Source organism: Stenotrophomonas sp. LST15-1-1.1 (assembly GCF_040815575.1).
Taxonomy (GTDB): domain Bacteria; phylum Pseudomonadota; class Gammaproteobacteria; order Xanthomonadales; family Xanthomonadaceae; genus Stenotrophomonas; species Stenotrophomonas lactitubi_B.
The window spans coordinates 1201753-1218664 of sequence record NZ_JBFPNJ010000001.1 but is presented as its reverse complement, the minus strand read 5'-3'; the positions used below and the strand labels follow the sequence as shown (position 1 = coordinate 1218664).

The following is a 16912-nucleotide window of genomic DNA, read 5'->3' as shown; positions in this document are numbered from 1 at the left end:
GATGCGCGACTGGCGCTGGCTGCTGTTGTTGCTGGCCCTGCTGCTGGCATGGCTGCAGTACCGTTTCTGGTTCGGCCCGGGCAATTCGGGTGAAGTGATGATGCTCGAAGCCCAGGTCGCCAACCAGGAGCGGGACAATGACGGTCTGCAGCAGCGCAACGATGCGCTTGCTGCCGAAGTGAAGGACCTCAAGGAAGGCCAGTCCGCCATCGAAGAACGCGCGCGCAGCGAGCTGGGCATGATCAAGCCCGGCGAGAAGTTCTATCGCGTCGTGGAAGATGCACCAACGCGTCCGGCGCAGCCTGCGCCGGTCACGGCCCCGGCAGGTGACCATCCGGCGGACGTGCCATGAGCGCGGCGATCTGGGTGGTTGTTCCGGCGGCGGGGCGCGGCACGCGTTTTGGCGCGCCGTTGCCCAAGCAGTACCTGCAGGCGGGCGGGCAGACCCTGCTCGCCCATACCCTGGACACGCTGCTGGCACACCCGGCCGTGGCCGGGGCGATGGTGGTGATCGGTGCGGACGATGCCGATTGGCCCGGCTGGACCGAATGGGCCGGCAAGCCGGTGCTGACCTGCACCGGCGGCGCCACCCGCGCTGCCTCGGTGCTGGCGGGGCTGCAGGCCCTGCCGGACAGTGTACGTGCCGATGAATTCGTGCTGGTGCACGACGCGGCGCGTCCGAACCTGTCGCAGGCCGATCTTGGCCGCCTGCTGGAAGTGGGGCGCACCGATCCGGTCGGCGCCATCCTCGCCGCCCCCGTGCGCGACACCCTCAAGCGCGCCGGTGACGATGGCGGTATCGATGGCACCGAGCCGCGTGAGCGCCTGTGGCGCGCACTGACGCCGCAGCTGTTCCGCCGTCACCAGCTGATCCGCGCCTTGTCCGAAGCGGCTGCTGCCGGCGTCGACGTCACCGACGACGCCATGGCCATGGAGCGCCAGGGCCAGCGCCCGCTGCTGGTGGAAGGCAGCGAGGACAACTTCAAGGTCACCACCCCGGCCGATCTCGATCGTTTCGAATTCGTACTCTCCCGCCGCGCCGGCTGACCGCCCGCGCGGCCCTGCTGCAAGGGCTGCATCCATGAGCACCTCCCCGTTCCCGCCCGTCCGTATCGGTCAGGGCTACGACGTCCATGCCTTCGGTGAAGGCGACCACATCATGCTCGGCGGCATCGCGGTACCGCACAGTTGCGGCGTGCTCGCGCACAGCGACGGCGACGTCATCCTGCACGCGCTGTGCGACGCCATGCTCGGGGCGATCGCGCTGGGTGACATCGGCCAGCACTTCCCGCCCAGCGATGACCGCTGGAAGGGCGCGGACAGCAGCGAGTTCGTGCGCCACTGCGACAGCCTGCTGCGCGAGCGCGGCTGGCGTGTCGGCAACACCGACATCACCGTGATCTGCGAGCGGCCCAAGGTCGGCCCGCATGCCCAGGCCATGCGTGAGCGCATTGGTGAACTGCTGCAGCTGCCGCTGGATGCGGTGAGCGTCAAGGCCACTACGTCCGAGAAGCTGGGCTTCACCGGGCGGGGCGAAGGTATCGCTGCGCAGGCCGTCGTTCTGCTGGTGGCGGCATGATTCCGTTGCCGCTCGCGTTCGGCGCGCCGCTGCTGCAGGCGCGCATCCGCACCACGCCGGAAGACTTCCAGGTCGATGAGCTGCCCGCTTTCGAGGCGACGGGTGAAGGCGAGCACCTGCTGCTGCATATCCGCAAGCGCGGCGCGAACACGGTGCACGTGGCCAAGGTGCTGGCCAAGTGGGCGGGCCTGCCGGAAATGGCGGTCAGCTATGCCGGCATGAAGGATCGCAACGCGGTCACTACCCAGCGTTTCAGCGTGCATCTGCCCAAGCGCGTCGCGCCGGACCTGGCCGAACTGGCCAGTGACGAGATCGAGGTGATCGAGTCCACCTGGCACAACCGCAAGCTGCAGCGCGGTGCGCTGGCGGGCAACCGCTTCAAGCTGGTGCTGCGCGATGTGCAGGGTGACGCCGCGGCAATCGACGAGCGCCTGCAGCAGATCGCCATGCGCGGCCTGCCGAACTGGTTCGGCGAGCAGCGCTTCGGTCGTGATGGTGGCAATGTGCCGGCGGCGCTGGCGATGTTCGGTGGCCGCCGCATGCGCAAGGACCAGCGTTCGCTGCTGTTGTCGGCCGCCCGTTCGGCGCTGTTCAACAGGGTCCTGGCCGCGCGCGTGGAGCAGGGCAGTTGGGACCAGCCGCTGCAGGGTGAAGTGTGGATGCTGGACGGCAGCCGCAGCGTGTTCGGTCCCGAGCCGTACAGCGACGTGCTGGCCGAGCGCCTGGCGCGCTTCGACATCCACCCCAGCGCCCCGCTGTGGGGCGAGGGTGAGCTGCGCAGCACTGACGTGGCCCGCGAGCTGGAACTGGCGGCGCTGGACGATGACGAATCCAAGGCGCTGCGTGTCGGCCTGGAAGAGGCGCGGCTGAAGCAGGAGCGGCGCGCGCTGCGACTGCGTCCGGCGCTGCTGCAGCATCAGTGGCTGGCCGCTGACGTGCTGGAGCTGTCCTTCGCACTGCCGCCGGGCTGCTACGCCACGGCGGTCCTGCACGAACTCGGGCCGGTCGAAGACGCGTCGCAGGCCTGACAGAAAAAGGGGGGCGGAGGCGAAGTGCATCCACGCATGGCGTGGATCTACTTGCCTCCGCTCGCCCCAGTAGATCCCCGCCATGCGTGGATGGGCCGTCAATAGATCCACGCCATGCGTGGATGAATCCAGCCGCCAGAACGTCAGCGCCGCGCCAGCAGCACCAGCACTGCGCCGGTTCCGCCTTGCCCGGTCGGGGCGGAATGGAACGCCAACACGTCGTTGCGCAGGCGCAGCAGTCGATCCACCAGGTTCTTCAACACGGGCGCACTGCCATCGGACTGCAGGCCCTTGCCGTGGATGATGCGCACGCAGCCGTACTCGTGGGCATGCGCCTCCAGCAGGAACTGGCGCAGCATCGCCTCGGCCTGCGCGGCAGTGGCGCCATGCAGGTCCAGTTCGTCCTGCACCGAGTACTGCCCGCGCTTCAAGCGCTGGAACAGACGTGGCGGCAGGTTGTCGCGCCGATAGCTGGCAACGTCGCCCGCTTCCAGCGGCGCGTTGTCGCGCAGCAGCCGGGCGAACTCACCGGCGGCTTCGGCGTCGTCGCGCTCGGCCATGCGCGCGCGCGGCTTGGGGCGCGGCGCGGCAGGTGCGGGCTCCACTTCCTTGCGCAGCGGCGTCACTTCGCCGATGGCTGCACGGAACAATGCAGCCGGATCTTCGTCTTCAGGGTGCGACATGCGCACAGGTTAAACCGGCTGCGCGGGTCTGCCTATGACCGTTTGATGTCGGCCGTGACCGCAGACAGGGTAGGACCCAGCGCCCGCTTGCGGCACAATAGTCGGCGCACTTGCGGAGCTGCCACCTCCCTGGAGGAGACGGGCCGGTTTCGCCCACGATGCAAGGTGACGGGATCGAATTCTTGGAAAATCAAGCGGTTAAATCGAAGATGCGCATCCTGGTCAGCAATGATGACGGTGTCGACGCGGCAGGCATCCGCATGCTTGCATCCGTGCTGCGCGAGGCCGGGCATGAAGTCACGGTGGTCGCACCGGACCGCGATCGTTCCGGCGCCAGCAATTCGCTGACCCTGGATCTGCCGATCCGGCTCAAGCGCATCGACCACTACACCGTGTCGGTGGCCGGCACCCCCACCGACTGCGTGCACCTTGCGCTGACCGGCCTGCTGGAGTTCGAGCCTGACATTGTCGTGTCCGGTATCAACAATGCCGCCAACCTCGGTGACGACGTGATCTATTCCGGCACCGTCTCGGCGGCGATGGAAGGTCGTTTCCTCGGCCTGCCCGCGGTCGCGGTGTCGCTGGTGACCCGCAACCACGATCCGAAGCATTTCGAAACGGCGGCGCGTGCCGCGGTGGAGATCGTTGCCCGCCTGAAGGCCGATCCGCTGCCGGCCGACACCATTCTCAACGTCAATGTGCCGGACCTGCCGTGGAGCGAGGTCAAGGGCTTCGAAGTCACCCGCCTGGGCAACCGCCATCGCGCCGAAGGCTGCATCGCGCAGAAGGATCCGCGCGGCAACGAGGTGTACTGGATCGGTCCGGCCGGCCGCGAGCAGGACTCCGGCCCCGGTACCGATTTCCATGCGGTGCGCACCGGCCACATTTCGATCACCCCGATCCAGGTCGACCTGACCCGCTACCAGGCGCTGGAAAAGGTCGCCAGCTGGGTCGGCGGCCTTACCGCCGCGCTGGACCAGCCGGCATGAGCCCACGCCTGCGCCTGCAGCCGGAAGCGGTCGGCATCGGCATGACTTCGCAACGCGTGCGCGACCGCCTGGTCGACCGCCTGCGCGAAGCCGGCATCGTCGACGAGTCGACGCTGAACGCGATCCGGGTGGTGCCACGTCATCTGTTCATCGACGAGGCCCTGGCCTCGCGCGCGTATGAAGACACCGCGCTGCCGATCGGCCACGGCCAGACCATTTCGCAGCCGTGGGTGGTGGCGCGGATGACCGAGGCCGTGCTGCAGGTGGCGCCGAAGAAGGTGCTCGAAGTGGGCACCGGCTCGGGCTACCAGGCGGCGGTGCTCGGCGCGCTGGGGCTGGAGGTCTATACCGTCGAGCGCATCGGCGATCTGCTGCGGCAGGCGCGCAAGCGTTTCCGTGCGCTGGGCATGAACATTCGCACCAAGCACGACGACGGCCGCGTTGGCTGGGCCGAGCATGGTCCGTTCGACGCCATCGTGGTCACCGCCGCCGCACCGGCGCTGGTCGATGCCCTGGTCGAGCAGCTGGCCGGGGGTGGCCGCCTGGTCGCCCCGGTCGGTGGCGCAGGCGCACAGTCGCTGGTGCAGCTCGACCGCAAGGACGACGGCAGCATCGAACAGCGCGTGCTGGCGCCGGTCACCTTCGTGCCGCTGCTGTCTGGCATGCTCGATTGAATCCACGGAGCAGGGTTGCATGAAGATTTTCGGGCCGCTGTACGAGCGGGCGATGAAGTGGGCCGCGCACGAGCGTGCGCCGACCTACCTGATGGTGCTGAGCTTTTTCGAGGCCATCATCTTCCCGGTGATGCCGGAAGTGATGCTGGCGCCGATGTGCGTGGCCCAGCCCAAGCGCGGCTGGTGGTTCGCCACCCTCAGCCTGGCCGGCTCGATGGTTGGCGCGGTGGTCGGTTACGCGCTTGGCCACTACGCGTTCGAGGCGGTCAAGCCGCTGTTCGAGGCGCTGGGCATGCTGCCGGCGATCGAGCAGGGCATCGCTACCGTGCAGGCCAAGATGGTGGAGTCGCCGTGGGCGGTGTTCACCTTCCTGGTGCTGGGTGGCTTCATGCCGATTCCGATGAAGGTCTTCACGTGGGCATCGGGTATCGTCGGTGTGCCGATGCCGCAGTACCTGTTGAGCATGTTGATCGGTCGTGGCAAGCGCGTGTTCGTGCTGGCCGCGGTCATCCGTATCGGTGGTGCGCGCGCCGAAGCAGTGCTGCGCCGATGGATTGAACCGCTGGGCTGGATCGCCACCGCGTTGGTGGTGGTGCTGATCGCCTGGCTTGTATGGAGGTCGAAGTTCGCATGAGTGCAGATCGTCTGAGCAAGGGAGTGCGCATCGGCGCACTGGCGTTGCTGGTATCCACCCTGGCCGCCTGTGGCACCGCCACCGTGGTCCGGCCCAGTGGCAGTGGCGGCAGTGGCGTCAGCACGCCGAAGACGTCGGTGCCCAAGCCAGGGCAGAACGTGGTCGTGCGCAAGGGCGACACCATCTATGCGCTGGCACGCATCCACGACATCACCCCGGCCGACCTGATCGCCTGGAACAACCTGGACAATCCGTCGACCATTTACCCGGGGCAGGTGATCCGCCTGTATCCGGCCGGCTCCAGTGGCGGCCGTGCGCCGACCACCGTGGTGACCGCGCCGCGCCCGAGTGGCAGCACGTCCGGTGGCAGTACCGCGCCGACGCCGGGTCCGGCCGGTCCGGTCAAGAGCAACATCGCCTGGCGCTGGCCGGCCGATGGCGCAGTCGTGGGCCGCTACGTGGCCGGCGACGCGACCAAGCAGGGTGTGGACATCGCCGGCACCAGCGGCGCACCGGTGAAAGCCACCGCTAATGGCGTTGTGGTGTATTCCGGCGCCGGCCTGGTCGGCTACGGCGAGCTGATCATCATCAAGCACAGCGACCAGTGGCTGTCGGCCTATGGCCACAACCGCAAGCGCCTGGTCAATGAAGGGCAGAGCGTGAAGGCCGGCGAGCAGATCGCCGAGATGGGCCGTACCGGTGCCAACCGGGACATGCTGCACTTCGAGATCCGCTACAACGGCAAGCCGGTCGACCCGCAGCAATACCTGCCGGCGAAGTGATCGGACATCCGCCTTTCGGGCGGATCCCCGGCCCGGCGCCGCGCGCCGGGCGTTCGCCGAGGGCGCGGCCCATGGGCCGCAAGCACCCTCGGCTCACCCGCTACAACGGCAAGCCGGTCGACCCGCAGCAATACCTGCCGGCGCGCTAGCGCGGGCAGATACGGTAGCGCCGGGCCATGCCCGGCGTGACTCATCTGTAGCGCCGAGCCATGCTCGGCTGATCTTTGCTGCGATACGGCACCGCCAGAGCATGGGCTCGGGCATTACACGCAACGTGTGATCCAGGGTGGCGCCAGGCCATGCCCGGCGGCTTCAGGCCTCAGCCTTCCAGAATGAAGGCGGCCGCCACCTTGCGGCCTTCGCCGGCAAGAATGTTGAAGGTGCGCGCGGCGGCCGGATTGTTCATCACTTCCAGGCCGATACCGCGCGACAGGCAGGCGGCCATCACAACCGCCGGCGGGAACGCTTGGCGCTCTCCGGTGCCGAGGAGTATCAACGCCGGCTTCAGTGCCAGGATCGGCTCAAGGTCGGTCACCTGCAGCGCCGCGACGTCGGTCACCGGCCACTGCTCGACCAGCTGATCCGGCGTCAGGAAGAAGCTGTTGCCCAGAACGCGATCATTCACCCGCGCCGAGCGACCGTCAGCGGCGCGCAGGCTGTAGGCGTAGTCGGGCTGTTCGTGGTTCAGCTGCATGGCAGGGACCGATCAGCCGCGCGGCAGCACGATCTGGCGGTGTTCCTTGCTCGGGCGGTACAGCACGGCCACATGGCCGATACGCTGCACCAGCGCGCTGTCGGTAGCCTGCACGATCTCGCCGATCATCACGTCTCGGGCGTCACGGTCTTCGGCGGCAACCTTCACCTTGACCAGTTCGTGGCGCTCCAGCACTTCGTTCAGCTCGGTCAGGAAGGCCGGCGTGACGCCCTTGCCGCCGGTCTGCAGCAAGGCCTTCAGGTCGTGGGCTTGGCCGCGCAGGAAACGGGTCTGGGAAGGGGTCAAGGCAGTGGGCATGCAGAAAACACGGTTGAATGGGACGATCAGGGTATCATGGCGACCCCATCAGCCCCTATTTCCAATGGCTACCCGCAGCAAAAGCAGCCAGCGCTGGCTCAAGGAACATTTCTCCGATCCCTTCGTGAAGAAGGCCCAGGCCGAAGGCATGCGCTCCCGTGCGGCCTACAAGCTCGAAGAACTGCTCGAACGTGACCGGTTGCTGAAGCCGCACATGGTGGTGGTCGACCTCGGGGCGGCGCCGGGTGGCTGGTCTCAGCAGGTTCGGAGACAGATCGGCGATACCGGCCGCGTGCTGGCCCTGGACATCCTGGACATGCCGCCACTGGCCGGCGTGGAGTTCCTTCATGGTGACTTCAGGGAAGAAACCGTCCTATCAGAGTTTGAAGCCATGCTCGGGGATCAGCCGGTAGACCTTGTGCTGTCGGACATGGCCCCCAATAAGAGTGGTGTGGGCGCGGTCGACCAGCCGCGGATGATGCACCTGGCGGAGCTGGCGCTGGATTTTGCCGACAACCACCTCAAGACCGGTGGGGCATTCCTGATCAAGCTGTTCCAGGGCGAAGGCTTTGACGACTACGTGCGCGACATGCGCCGCCGGTACGACAAGGTCTCCATCCGCAAGCCGGAAGCCTCGCGCAAGCGCTCTCCCGAGGTGTATGCCTTGGGTCAGGGAAAACGCGCCCACATGAAGTAAGCTCGACCCCGTAAGTTCGACCCCAACGCAACGCCAGCACTGAGAGGAACACCGGAGCCAATGAGGATGAACGACTTGACCAAGAACCTCCTGCTATGGGTGGTCGTCGCCGTCGTGCTGATGGTGGTCTTCCAGAGCTTCTCGCCCAAGACCTCGGGGGCCGGGGCGCAGGGCGCTTCGTACTCGCAGTTCCTGGACCAGGTGGACACCGGCAACGTGCAGAAGGTCGCCTTCGGCGGCGATACGCGCGGCGGTACCAGCCAGATCACCTACACCACCCGTGGTGGACAGTCGTCCACCATCACCGCGCCGTTCGATCGCGACCTGATCAACGTGCTGCGCACCAAGAACGTCGAGATCGTGCAGGAAGAGCCGTCCAGCGGCATCTCCCTCGGCGCGATCCTGATGAATTTCCTGCCGGTCATCCTGATCATCGGCTTCTGGTTGTTCATCATGCGGCAGATGCAGGGCGGTGGCGGCGGTGCCAAGGGCGCGATGTCCTTCGGCAAGTCGCGCGCCAAGCTGCAGGGCGAAGACCAGATCAAGGTCACCTTCGCCGACGTTGCCGGCTGCGACGAGGCCAAGGAAGAAGTCGGCGAACTGGTCGACTTCCTGCGTGACCCGTCCAAGTTCACCAAGCTCGGCGGCAAGATCCCGCGCGGCGTGCTGATGGTCGGCCCGCCGGGTACCGGCAAGACGCTGCTGGCCAAGGCCATCGCAGGCGAAGCCAAGGTGCCGTTCTTCTCGATCTCCGGTTCGGACTTCGTGGAAATGTTCGTCGGCGTCGGCGCCAGCCGTGTGCGCGACATGTTCGAGCAGGCCAAGAAGCATGCGCCGTGCATCATCTTCATCGATGAAATCGACGCCGTCGGCCGCCACCGTGGTGCCGGCCTGGGCGGCGGTCATGACGAGCGCGAGCAGACCCTGAACCAACTGCTGGTCGAAATGGACGGTTTTGAAGGCGGCGAAGGCGTGATCGTGATCGCTGCGACCAACCGTCCGGACGTGCTGGACCCGGCGCTGCTGCGTCCGGGCCGCTTCGACCGCCAGGTGGTGGTCGGTCTGCCGGACGTGAAGGGCCGCGAGCACATCCTCAAGGTGCACATGCGCAAGCTGCCGCTGGCCGACGACGTCGTGCCGATGGTGATCGCGCGTGGTACCCCGGGCTTCTCCGGTGCCGACCTGGCCAACCTCTGCAACGAGGCCGCCCTGTTCGCCGCCCGTGGCAACGAGAAGGAGGTCCGCATGGACCACTTCGATCGTGCCCGCGACAAGATCCTGATGGGCGCCGAGCGCCGCTCGATGGCCATGAGCGAGGAGGAGAAGACCCTCACCGCTTATCACGAAGCCGGTCACGCCATCGTCGGTCGCCTGGTGCCCGAGCACGATCCGGTCTACAAGGTCACCATCATTCCGCGCGGCCGTGCGCTGGGTGTGACCATGTACCTGCCGGAAGGCGACAAGTACTCGATCAACCGCGTGGCGATCAACTCGCAGCTGTGCTCGCTGTATGGCGGTCGCGTCGCCGAAGAACTGATCTTCGGGCCGGACAAGGTCACCACCGGTGCGTCCAACGACATCGAGCGTGCCACTAAGATGGCCCGCAACATGGTCACCAAGTGGGGCCTGTCGGAGACCCTTGGCCCGATCGCCTACGGTGAAGAGGACGATGAAGTGTTCCTCGGCCGTTCGGTCACCCAGCACAAGAGCGTGTCCAACGACACGGCGCGCCGCATCGATGAGGAAGTGCGCAGCATCCTGGACAAGGCCTATGCCCGGACCACCGAGCTGCTGACCGCCAACGTCGACAAGCTGCATGCGATGACCCAGTTGCTGCTGCAGTACGAAACCATCGACGCGCCGCAGATCGACGCCATCATGGAAGGCCGCGATCCGCCGCCGCCGATGGGTTGGACCAAGTCGAGCAAGGATGATGGCGGCAATGACAAGGGTGGCGACGCCCGTCCGCTGCCGCCGATCGCCGGTCCGGCCGAATCGATCTGACGGCCTGCCGTACGCAATGCAAGACGAGGCCGGGGCAACCCGGCCTTGTTGTTTCCGGGCCCCGGCCCATCCGATCCCGACCGTCCGCTGGAGTCCGCATGTCCGCCCCCAAGCCTGAACCGATTTCCCACACTGCCGAAATGGTGATCGCCACCGTGGTCGGCGTCGCTGTTGGCCTGACCGTGGACAATCTGCTGCTGGGCTGTGGCGTGGGTATCGCGGTGGGCATCCTGCTGAGCATCATCAAGACGCTGTACGTGGACCGGAAGCGTCGGCGCAAGTAGGGTTCTGCGGCAGGGCTGCGCCCTGCACCCGCAGAGGCCACAGCGACCACCGAAGCAACGGCAACGGCTGGGGTTCCGTGGCATGGCGGGGCGGTGTCGGATTGCGGGGACGCCGTGAACCCATCCCTGGGGGCTTGGCCGCGGCATCCATGCGGCTGACACCCCGCAATCCGACACCGCCCCGCCTTCGACGATTCCCCGCTGCTGTTGGGCTGCTGTTGGTAGGTGTCGACCTTGGTCGACACGTAGATCCACGCCATGCGTGGATGCTCTTCGTTCAATTGTCGACATATTCGATTCCGATGGAGATTCATCCACGCATGGCGTGGATCTACTGGCCACCGGAAAACTGTCGAAGGCGGGGTGGGTCCGGTTGCGGGGGTGTCCGCGGCATGGGCCCGAGGCATGCCTCGGGCGGGTTGGGCAGGACGCCCAACCCCGGTCTTGCCGTGTGCGCAGGACAGCGCACACGAGCAAGCCGCGGCCAAGCCCCCAAGGACGGGTTCACGGCGTCCCCCGCAACCGGACCCACCCCGCCATCCCACGGAAACCCGCTGTTGCTGTTGCTCCAGCCCTGGCCTCTGCGGGTGCAGGGCGCAGCGCTGCCGCCGTAAACTACCCTTCGTTGCCCGCAGGATCTGCCATGTTCGATATCTCTCCCCAGCTCGATTGCGCCGGCCGCATCCTGCGCCTGGACCGTGCCCGGGTCATGGGGATCGTCAACGTCACCCCCGATTCGTTCTCCGACGGCGGTGCCCATGACACCACCGAAGCGGCGGTCGCGCATGGCCTGAAGCTGGTGGAGGAGGGCGCCGACCTGCTCGACATCGGCGGCGAATCCACCCGCCCGGGCGCGGCGCCGGTGTCGATCGACGAGGAACTGCGTCGGGTCGTGCCGGTCATCGAGCAGCTGGCGGCACGCACGGCGGTGCCGATCAGCATCGACACCTTCAAGCCGGAGGTGATGCGTGCTGCAGTGGCCGCAGGGGCCGGGATGATCAACGACATCTTCGGCCTGCGTCAGGAGGGCGCGCTGGAGGCAGCGGCAGACGCAGGCGTTCCGGTGGTGCTGATGCACATGCAGGGCGAGCCGGGCCACATGCAGGCCGATCCGCAGTACGACGATGTCGTCACCGAGGTCCATGGCTTCCTGGTGCAGCGCTTGTTCGCCGCCGAGATGGCCGGCATCGCCAAGAAGAATCTGCTGATCGACCTCGGCTTCGGCTTCGGCAAGACCACTGCGCACAACATCACCCTGCTGGCCCGTTCCGAGCGTTTTCTCGAGCTGGGTGTGCCGATGCTGGCCGGACTGTCGCGCAAACGCAGCCTGGGCGAGCTGACCGGTCGCGAGTCACCGGCAGAGCGTGTCGCTGCGTCAGTGGCCGCACACCTCATCGCCGTCCAGCGCGGTGCCCGTATCGTGCGCGTGCATGACGTTGCAGCCACGGTCGATACGTTGAAGATCTGGCAGGCGGTCGATGCGGTGCCCGCCCTCCGGGTGGATGCCAAGCCGAGCCTCCGTTGGCCGGACGAAGACTGATGGCTGTCGATCAACGGCCGCTGGCGATCGCCGTGATGGGGCCGACCGCCAGTGGCAAGACAGCGACCGCGATCGCGCTGGCGCAGCAGCTGGACGGCGAAATCGTCAGCGTCGATTCGGCGCTGGTCTATCGCGGGCTGGATATCGGTTCGGCCAAGCCTGATGCCGGCGAACGCGCGCAGGCACCGCACCACCTGCTGGACCTGCGCGATCCCTGGCAGACCTATTCGGCCGCCGAGTTCGCCGCCGATGCCGGCCGCGTGGTGGCCGACATCGTTGCCCGGGGCAAGACGCCGATCCTGGCCGGCGGCACCGGCCTGTACTTCCGTGCGCTGCTGCAGGGGCTGTCGCCGATGCCGGAGGCAGACCCGGCGATGCGCGATGCGTTGAGCGCCGAGGCCGCCGAGCGTGGCTGGGCCGCCCTGCACGCCGAACTGGCCACCGTCGATCCCGTCGCCGCAGCACGCATCCATGCCACCGACCCGCAACGCATCCAGCGGGCGCTGGAGGTCTACCGCCTGACCGGCACGCCGATCAGTGAATGGCAGCGCCGGCCTGGCGTGGCACCGTTGCCGGTGCGCACATTGAAGCTGATTCTGGCGCCGCGCGACCGCGCCGTGCTGCACCAGCGCATCGAGGCCCGCTTCGATGCCATGCTCGCCCACGGCTTTCTCGACGAAGTGCGCGCCCTGCGTTCGTTGCCGGAAATGCGGGCGGTGGCTGCGCCGCTGGACCTGCCGGCCGTCCGCGCGGTGGGGTACCGCCAGGCCTGGGAGTACCTGGACGGCGAGCGGGACGAGGCCCGCTTCCGTGACAAGTCCATTTTCGCCACCCGGCAACTGGCCAAGCGCCAGCTGACCTGGCTGCGTGGCGAGCTTGATGCACGCTGGTTCGACCCCCATATGGATGGGGAGCGCCTGGCAGGCGCGGTGTCGACCTTCGTTGCACGCTGAACCGACGCTGGCCGTGTACCATCATGGGCCGGCAAGCGGCTCGGGGGCCGCGGCAACCGCCGGCTACCAATAAGAACAATAATCAGGAGTGTGCAATGTCCAAGGGGCAATCGCTGCAGGATCCTTTCTTGAATGCACTGCGGCGCGAGCGCGTGCCGGTTTCGGTGTACCTGGTCAACGGCATCAAGCTGCAGGGCACGATCGAATCGTTCGATCAGTTCGTGGTCCTGCTGCGCAACACCGTCAGCCAAATGGTCTACAAGCACGCCATTTCCACCGTGGTGCCGGCGCGCAACGTCAAGGTCGGCCCGGGTGGTGGGTACGTGCAATCAGGTGAGGATGGTCAGGCGGGTGATGAAGCAGACGAATGATGTTGGAGCGGTGAATGTTTGACCGCTCGAAAAAGGGTGAACACGCCCTGTTGATCCAGCCGCATTTCGGCAAGCTGGAAGACGATGTGCTGGAAGAATTCGGTGATCTGGCCCGCTCGGCTGGGGCCAGCATCGCGGTGACCATCACCGCGCGCCTGGATCGTCCCAATCCATCGACCCTGCTCGGCAGCGGCAAGCTGGATGAGATCAAGGCCGCCGCCGAAGCAACCGGCGCCGACCTGATCCTGGTCAACCACGCGTTGAGCCCCGGCCAGGAACGCAATCTGGAACGTTTCCTGGAGCGCCGGGTGATCGACCGTACCGGTCTGATCCTGGACATCTTCGCCCAGCGTGCGCGAAGCCATGAAGGCAAGCTGCAGGTCGAGCTGGCCCAGCTGCGCCATATGGCGACACGCCTGGTGCGCGGCTGGACCCATCTGGAGCGTCAGCGTGGCGGTTCCATCGGTCTGCGCGGCCCGGGTGAAACCCAGCTGGAAACCGATCGTCGCCTGCTGCAGAAGCGGGTTGAACAACTGCAGAAGCGGCTGGAAAAAGTCGAAGTACAGCGCACCCAGATGCGCCGTGCGCGTGTGCGCAGCGAGTTGCCGCGCGTGGCCCTGGTGGGCTACACCAATGCCGGCAAATCGACCTTGTTCAACGCGATGACCGGCGCCGAGGCCTATGCGGCTGACCAGTTGTTCGCCACCCTGGATCCGACCGTGCGCCGGATCGCCGTGCCCGGTGGCAACGTCGTGCTGGCCGATACGGTGGGTTTCGTGCGCGACCTGCCGCATGACCTGGTAGCAGCCTTCCGCTCGACCCTGTCTGAAGCGCGGGAAGCGGATTTCCTGCTGCACCTTGTCGATGCCGCCGATCCGCACCGCGAGGAGCGCATCGCCCAGGTCGACGAAGTGCTGACCGCCGTCGGTGCCGGCGACCTGCCGCAGTTGCTGGTGTTCAACAAGATCGACCGCATCGAGGGTGCCGACGTGCGCCACGATGGCCAGGATGGCGTGCCGGACGAATCGCGGCGTGAGCGGGTGTGGATTTCCGCACGTGACGGGCAGGGCATCGAGCTGTTGCAGGCCGTGCTTGGCAAGCGCTTGGGTCTGCAGCACGTCACCGGCGAGCTGCGCCTGCCGCCCAGTGCCGGCCGCCTGCGCGCGCGCCTGCACCAGCTGGAAGTGGTCCGCAGTGAACAGGCTGATGAAGACGGCTGGCTGTTGCAGGTCGATCTTCCCATCGCCGAGGCCGAGAAGCTGGCGGCCAGCGCCGATGGCGAGCCGATCCGGGCCCTGCTGCCGGAAAAGCTGCCCGAATGGTGAGGTAGTGCCGGCCGCTGGCCGGCAGTTCCTGCGGCCCCGTGCCGCGACACCACCTTACGATCTGCGGTACAACGTGCAGGTTCTTCACCTTTCAGCTACCCCGATGGCCTTCCCGACCGACGCCGAACTCAACGCCCAGGCCGCTGCGCTGGGCCAGCGCCTGCAGCAGGCTTCACTGCAGCTGGTGACTGCTGAAAGCTGCAGCGGTGGCTGGATCGCCAAGTGCATGACCGACATCGCCGGTTCCTCGGCGTTCTTCGACTGCGGCATGGTGGTTTACAGCTACGAAGCCAAGCAGCGCCTGCTCGGCGTGCGCGCGCAGACGTTGGAGCAGTTCGGTGCGGTCAGCCGCGAAGCCGTGCTGGAGATGGTGTCCGGGGCGCTGGTCAATTCCGGTGCCGGCATCGCGGTGGCCGTGACCGGTATCGCTGGGCCGGGCGGTGGCAGCCCGGACAAGCCGGTCGGCAGTGTCTGGATCGGCTGGAAGCGCCGCGGCGGCTATGCCCGTGCCGAATTGTTCCAGTTCGACGGTGACCGTGAAGCCATCCGCCGGCAAACCGTAGCGGCGGCATTGCACGGTATCGACGCCCAGCTGTGACATGCTGCTCCGGCAATCAACCGGAGTAGGCAACGATGTGGGAGACGCTGGGCACCGTCCGTGACCTTGGCCGGCTGCAGGAAATCGCCGCTGTCCTGATCCGCTACGGCTTCGGCGACGTCGTGCGGCGCATCGGCTTGGCCACGGTGCTGGAACGTACCGGCCGCCTGCTGCACTGGAACGAGGAGCGGCAGGAAATGCTGCGGATGACTGCGCCGGTACGCGTGCGCAGCGCCCTGCAGGATCTCGGTCCGACCTTCGTGAAGCTGGGCCAGGTGCTCGCCACCCGCGTCGATCTGCTGCCGCCGGACTGGATCGCCGAACTCTCCGAGTTGCAGAACGCGGTCCCTGCATTGCCCTACGAGAAGATCCGCGACCAGCTGGAGGCCGACCTCGGTGCGCCGCCGTCGCAGGTGTTCGCCTTCCTTGATGAAACCCCGATGGCGGCTGCTTCATTGGCCCAGGCCCACCGTGCGCGGCTGCGGGACGGCCGCGAAGTGGTGTTGAAGGTGCGCCGCCCCGGTATCCGTGACGTGGTTGAAGCCGATCTGCGATTGCTGGCACGGCTGGCCGAGATCGTCGAAGCACGCCTGCCGGACCTGCGCCGCTACCGGCCTGCCGAGGTGGTGCAGCAGTTCACCGTATCGCTGCGGCGCGAGCTGGATTTCGCCGCGGAGTGCCGCAACGCCGAGCGCATCGCGCGCAACTTCGAGGGCCGTGACGACATTCTGATTCCGGCGGTGCACTGGCAATGGACCTGCGAAAGCCTGAATGTCCAGGATTTCGTCGACGGCATCGCGGGGCGTGATCTGGCCGGTGTCGATGCAGCCGGCCTCGACCGCCGTGAACTGGCCCGCCGTGGTGCCGACATCGTATTGAAGATGGTGCTGGAGGACGGCAGCTTCCACGCCGATCCGCACCCGGGCAACATCATCTACCTGCGCGACGGCCGCATCGGCGTGATCGATTTCGGCATGGTCGGTGCCTTGTCGGAGGTGCGCCGTTTCCAGGTCGCGCAGCTGCTGCATGGTCTGGTGGAACAGGACCCGCAGGGGGTGGCCGATGTGCTGCTGGACTGGGCGGGGGGCGTGGAGGTGGACGAGAACCGGTTGCAGCACGACATCAGCCTGTTCGTCGACCAGTACCGTGGCGTGCCGCTGAAGGACCTGCGCATCGGCCTGATGCTGGGCGATATCACCCAGCTGCTGCGCAGCTACAACCTGACCCTGCCGGCGGATCTGGCATTGATGATCAAGGCCTTCCTGACCCTGGAGGGCATGGGCCGCCAGTTGGATCCGGATTTCGACATGGCCAGCGCCGCGCGCCCGTTCCTGGAGCGGGTGGTACTGCAGCGCTATGCACCGCGGGCGTTGTTCAAGCGTGGCCGACGCAGTCTGCTGGGCATGATCGACTTTGCCGGTGAGTTGCCGCGGGATCTGCGCAAGCTGGTCCAGGCTGCGCGCCGTGGCCGCCTGCAGCTGAAGGTCGAGACCAGCGCGCTGCAGGGCTTCGGCGACCAGGTCAATCGCGCCGCGAACCGGCTGGTGATGGGCATCGTCACTGCGGCCCTGATCATCGGCTCTTCGATCGTGATGCACAGCGTAGGGGGCGTCTCCAGTCGCTGGCTGCTGGCGCTGGGCGTGTGCGGGTTCATCGGCGCAGGATTCTGCGGGGTGTGGATCCTGTTCTCGATCTGGCGCAGCGGTAAACACACCTAGATATGACGGCGGAATCGCGCAGGGATTCCTGTAGAGCCGAC

General features: G+C 66.8%; 20 protein-coding genes. 17 read left to right on the top strand and 3 right to left on the bottom strand.

The window, feature by feature from the left end:
* Position 1: 1 nt before the first annotated feature.
* Genes ftsB through truD form a run of 4 tightly spaced genes read left to right on the top strand, consistent with a single transcriptional unit; the run spans position 2 to position 2607 of the window.
* Entirely contained in the window at positions 2–352 is a 351-nt protein-coding gene (ftsB, locus tag MRBLST15_RS05585) for a cell division protein FtsB (RefSeq protein WP_099842249.1), read from the top strand.
* Positions 349–1047 (top strand): 2-C-methyl-D-erythritol 4-phosphate cytidylyltransferase, encoded by a 699-nt coding sequence (gene ispD / locus MRBLST15_RS05580; protein WP_100464707.1) that lies wholly within the window; start codon positions 349–351, stop codon positions 1045–1047. Before ftsB ends, ispD begins: the two co-directional genes overlap by 4 nt.
* A gap of 34 nt (positions 1048–1081) precedes the next feature.
* Positions 1082–1579: a 2-C-methyl-D-erythritol 2,4-cyclodiphosphate synthase gene (gene ispF / locus MRBLST15_RS05575; RefSeq protein WP_265953501.1), complete on the top strand. Its 498-nt coding sequence runs from the start codon at positions 1082–1084 to the stop codon at positions 1577–1579.
* Positions 1576–2607 (top strand): tRNA pseudouridine(13) synthase TruD, encoded by a 1032-nt coding sequence (gene truD, locus MRBLST15_RS05570; protein WP_367785432.1) that lies wholly within the window; start codon positions 1576–1578, stop codon positions 2605–2607. Before ispF ends, truD begins: the two co-directional genes overlap by 4 nt.
* 143 nt (positions 2608–2750) lie before the next feature.
* On the opposite strand, the gene MRBLST15_RS05565 is transcribed toward truD, so the two are convergent.
* On the bottom strand, positions 2751–3290 hold the full coding sequence (locus tag MRBLST15_RS05565; protein WP_099820096.1) for a Smr/MutS family protein: 540 nt from the start codon (positions 3288–3290) through the stop codon (positions 2751–2753).
* Positions 3291–3499: 209 nt separating this feature from the next.
* Between MRBLST15_RS05565 and surE the strand changes: the two genes are divergently transcribed.
* The 4 genes from surE to MRBLST15_RS05545 are packed head-to-tail and all read left to right on the top strand — an operon-like array spanning position 3500 to position 6369.
* A complete protein-coding gene (gene surE, locus MRBLST15_RS05560; RefSeq protein ID WP_089240247.1) occupies positions 3500–4279 on the top strand; it encodes a 5'/3'-nucleotidase SurE in 780 nt (259 codons plus the stop codon).
* Entirely contained in the window at positions 4276–4953 is a 678-nt protein-coding gene (locus MRBLST15_RS05555) for a protein-L-isoaspartate(D-aspartate) O-methyltransferase (protein ID WP_367785431.1), read from the top strand. Before surE ends, MRBLST15_RS05555 begins: the two co-directional genes overlap by 4 nt.
* Before the next feature lie 19 nt (positions 4954–4972).
* Positions 4973–5587 carry a YqaA family protein gene (locus MRBLST15_RS05550; RefSeq protein WP_180167583.1) on the top strand — a complete coding sequence of 205 codons (615 nt, stop codon included), beginning with the start codon at positions 4973–4975 and terminating at the stop codon, positions 5585–5587.
* Entirely contained in the window at positions 5584–6369 is a 786-nt protein-coding gene (locus tag MRBLST15_RS05545) for a peptidoglycan DD-metalloendopeptidase family protein (protein ID WP_312705064.1), read from the top strand. The genes MRBLST15_RS05550 and MRBLST15_RS05545 overlap by 4 nt, the downstream gene beginning before the upstream one ends.
* Before the next feature lie 319 nt (positions 6370–6688).
* On the opposite strand, the gene MRBLST15_RS05540 is transcribed toward MRBLST15_RS05545, so the two are convergent.
* Together MRBLST15_RS05540 and yhbY are read right to left on the bottom strand one after the other, a co-directional pair.
* Positions 6689–7063, bottom strand: coding sequence for an Mth938-like domain-containing protein (locus MRBLST15_RS05540; protein ID WP_265955983.1), 375 nt, complete (start codon positions 7061–7063; stop codon positions 6689–6691).
* 12 nt (positions 7064–7075) lie between these two features.
* Positions 7076–7381: a ribosome assembly RNA-binding protein YhbY gene (gene yhbY / locus MRBLST15_RS05535; protein WP_025878910.1), complete on the bottom strand. Its 306-nt coding sequence runs from the start codon at positions 7379–7381 to the stop codon at positions 7076–7078.
* A 64-nt stretch (positions 7382–7445) separates the two neighbouring features.
* On the opposite strand from yhbY, the gene rlmE reads away from it, so the two are divergent.
* The 9 genes from rlmE to ubiB all read left to right on the top strand — a co-directional run bounded on the left by rlmE (position 7446) and on the right by ubiB (position 16871).
* On the top strand, positions 7446–8078 hold the full coding sequence (gene rlmE, locus MRBLST15_RS05530) for a 23S rRNA (uridine(2552)-2'-O)-methyltransferase RlmE (protein WP_100464728.1): 633 nt from the start codon (positions 7446–7448) through the stop codon (positions 8076–8078).
* A 66-nt stretch (positions 8079–8144) separates the two neighbouring features.
* On the top strand, positions 8145–10082 hold the full coding sequence (ftsH, locus tag MRBLST15_RS05525; protein WP_162292006.1) for an ATP-dependent zinc metalloprotease FtsH: 1938 nt from the start codon (positions 8145–8147) through the stop codon (positions 10080–10082).
* Positions 10083–10180: 98 nt separating this feature from the next.
* On the top strand, positions 10181–10366 hold the full coding sequence (locus MRBLST15_RS05520) for a hypothetical protein (protein WP_100464731.1): 186 nt from the start codon (positions 10181–10183) through the stop codon (positions 10364–10366).
* 643 nt (positions 10367–11009) lie between these two features.
* Entirely contained in the window at positions 11010–11906 is an 897-nt protein-coding gene (folP, locus tag MRBLST15_RS05515; RefSeq protein ID WP_312705065.1) for a dihydropteroate synthase, read from the top strand.
* Complete coding sequence (gene miaA / locus MRBLST15_RS05510; RefSeq protein ID WP_367785430.1) at positions 11906–12859, top strand: tRNA (adenosine(37)-N6)-dimethylallyltransferase MiaA; 954 nt, start codon at positions 11906–11908, stop codon at positions 12857–12859. Before folP ends, miaA begins: the two co-directional genes overlap by 1 nt.
* A gap of 95 nt (positions 12860–12954) precedes the next feature.
* Entirely contained in the window at positions 12955–13230 is a 276-nt protein-coding gene (hfq, locus tag MRBLST15_RS05505) for an RNA chaperone Hfq (protein WP_025878916.1), read from the top strand.
* A gap of 14 nt (positions 13231–13244) precedes the next feature.
* On the top strand, positions 13245–14555 hold the full coding sequence (gene hflX / locus MRBLST15_RS05500; protein WP_100464744.1) for a ribosome rescue GTPase HflX: 1311 nt from the start codon (positions 13245–13247) through the stop codon (positions 14553–14555).
* 103 nt (positions 14556–14658) lie between these two features.
* Positions 14659–15153 carry a CinA family protein gene (locus MRBLST15_RS05495; protein ID WP_025878918.1) on the top strand — a complete coding sequence of 165 codons (495 nt, stop codon included), beginning with the start codon at positions 14659–14661 and terminating at the stop codon, positions 15151–15153.
* A gap of 35 nt (positions 15154–15188) precedes the next feature.
* Positions 15189–16871, top strand: coding sequence for a 2-polyprenylphenol 6-hydroxylase (ubiB, locus tag MRBLST15_RS05490; protein WP_205405303.1), 1683 nt, complete (start codon positions 15189–15191; stop codon positions 16869–16871).
* Positions 16872–16912 lie beyond the last annotated feature (41 nt).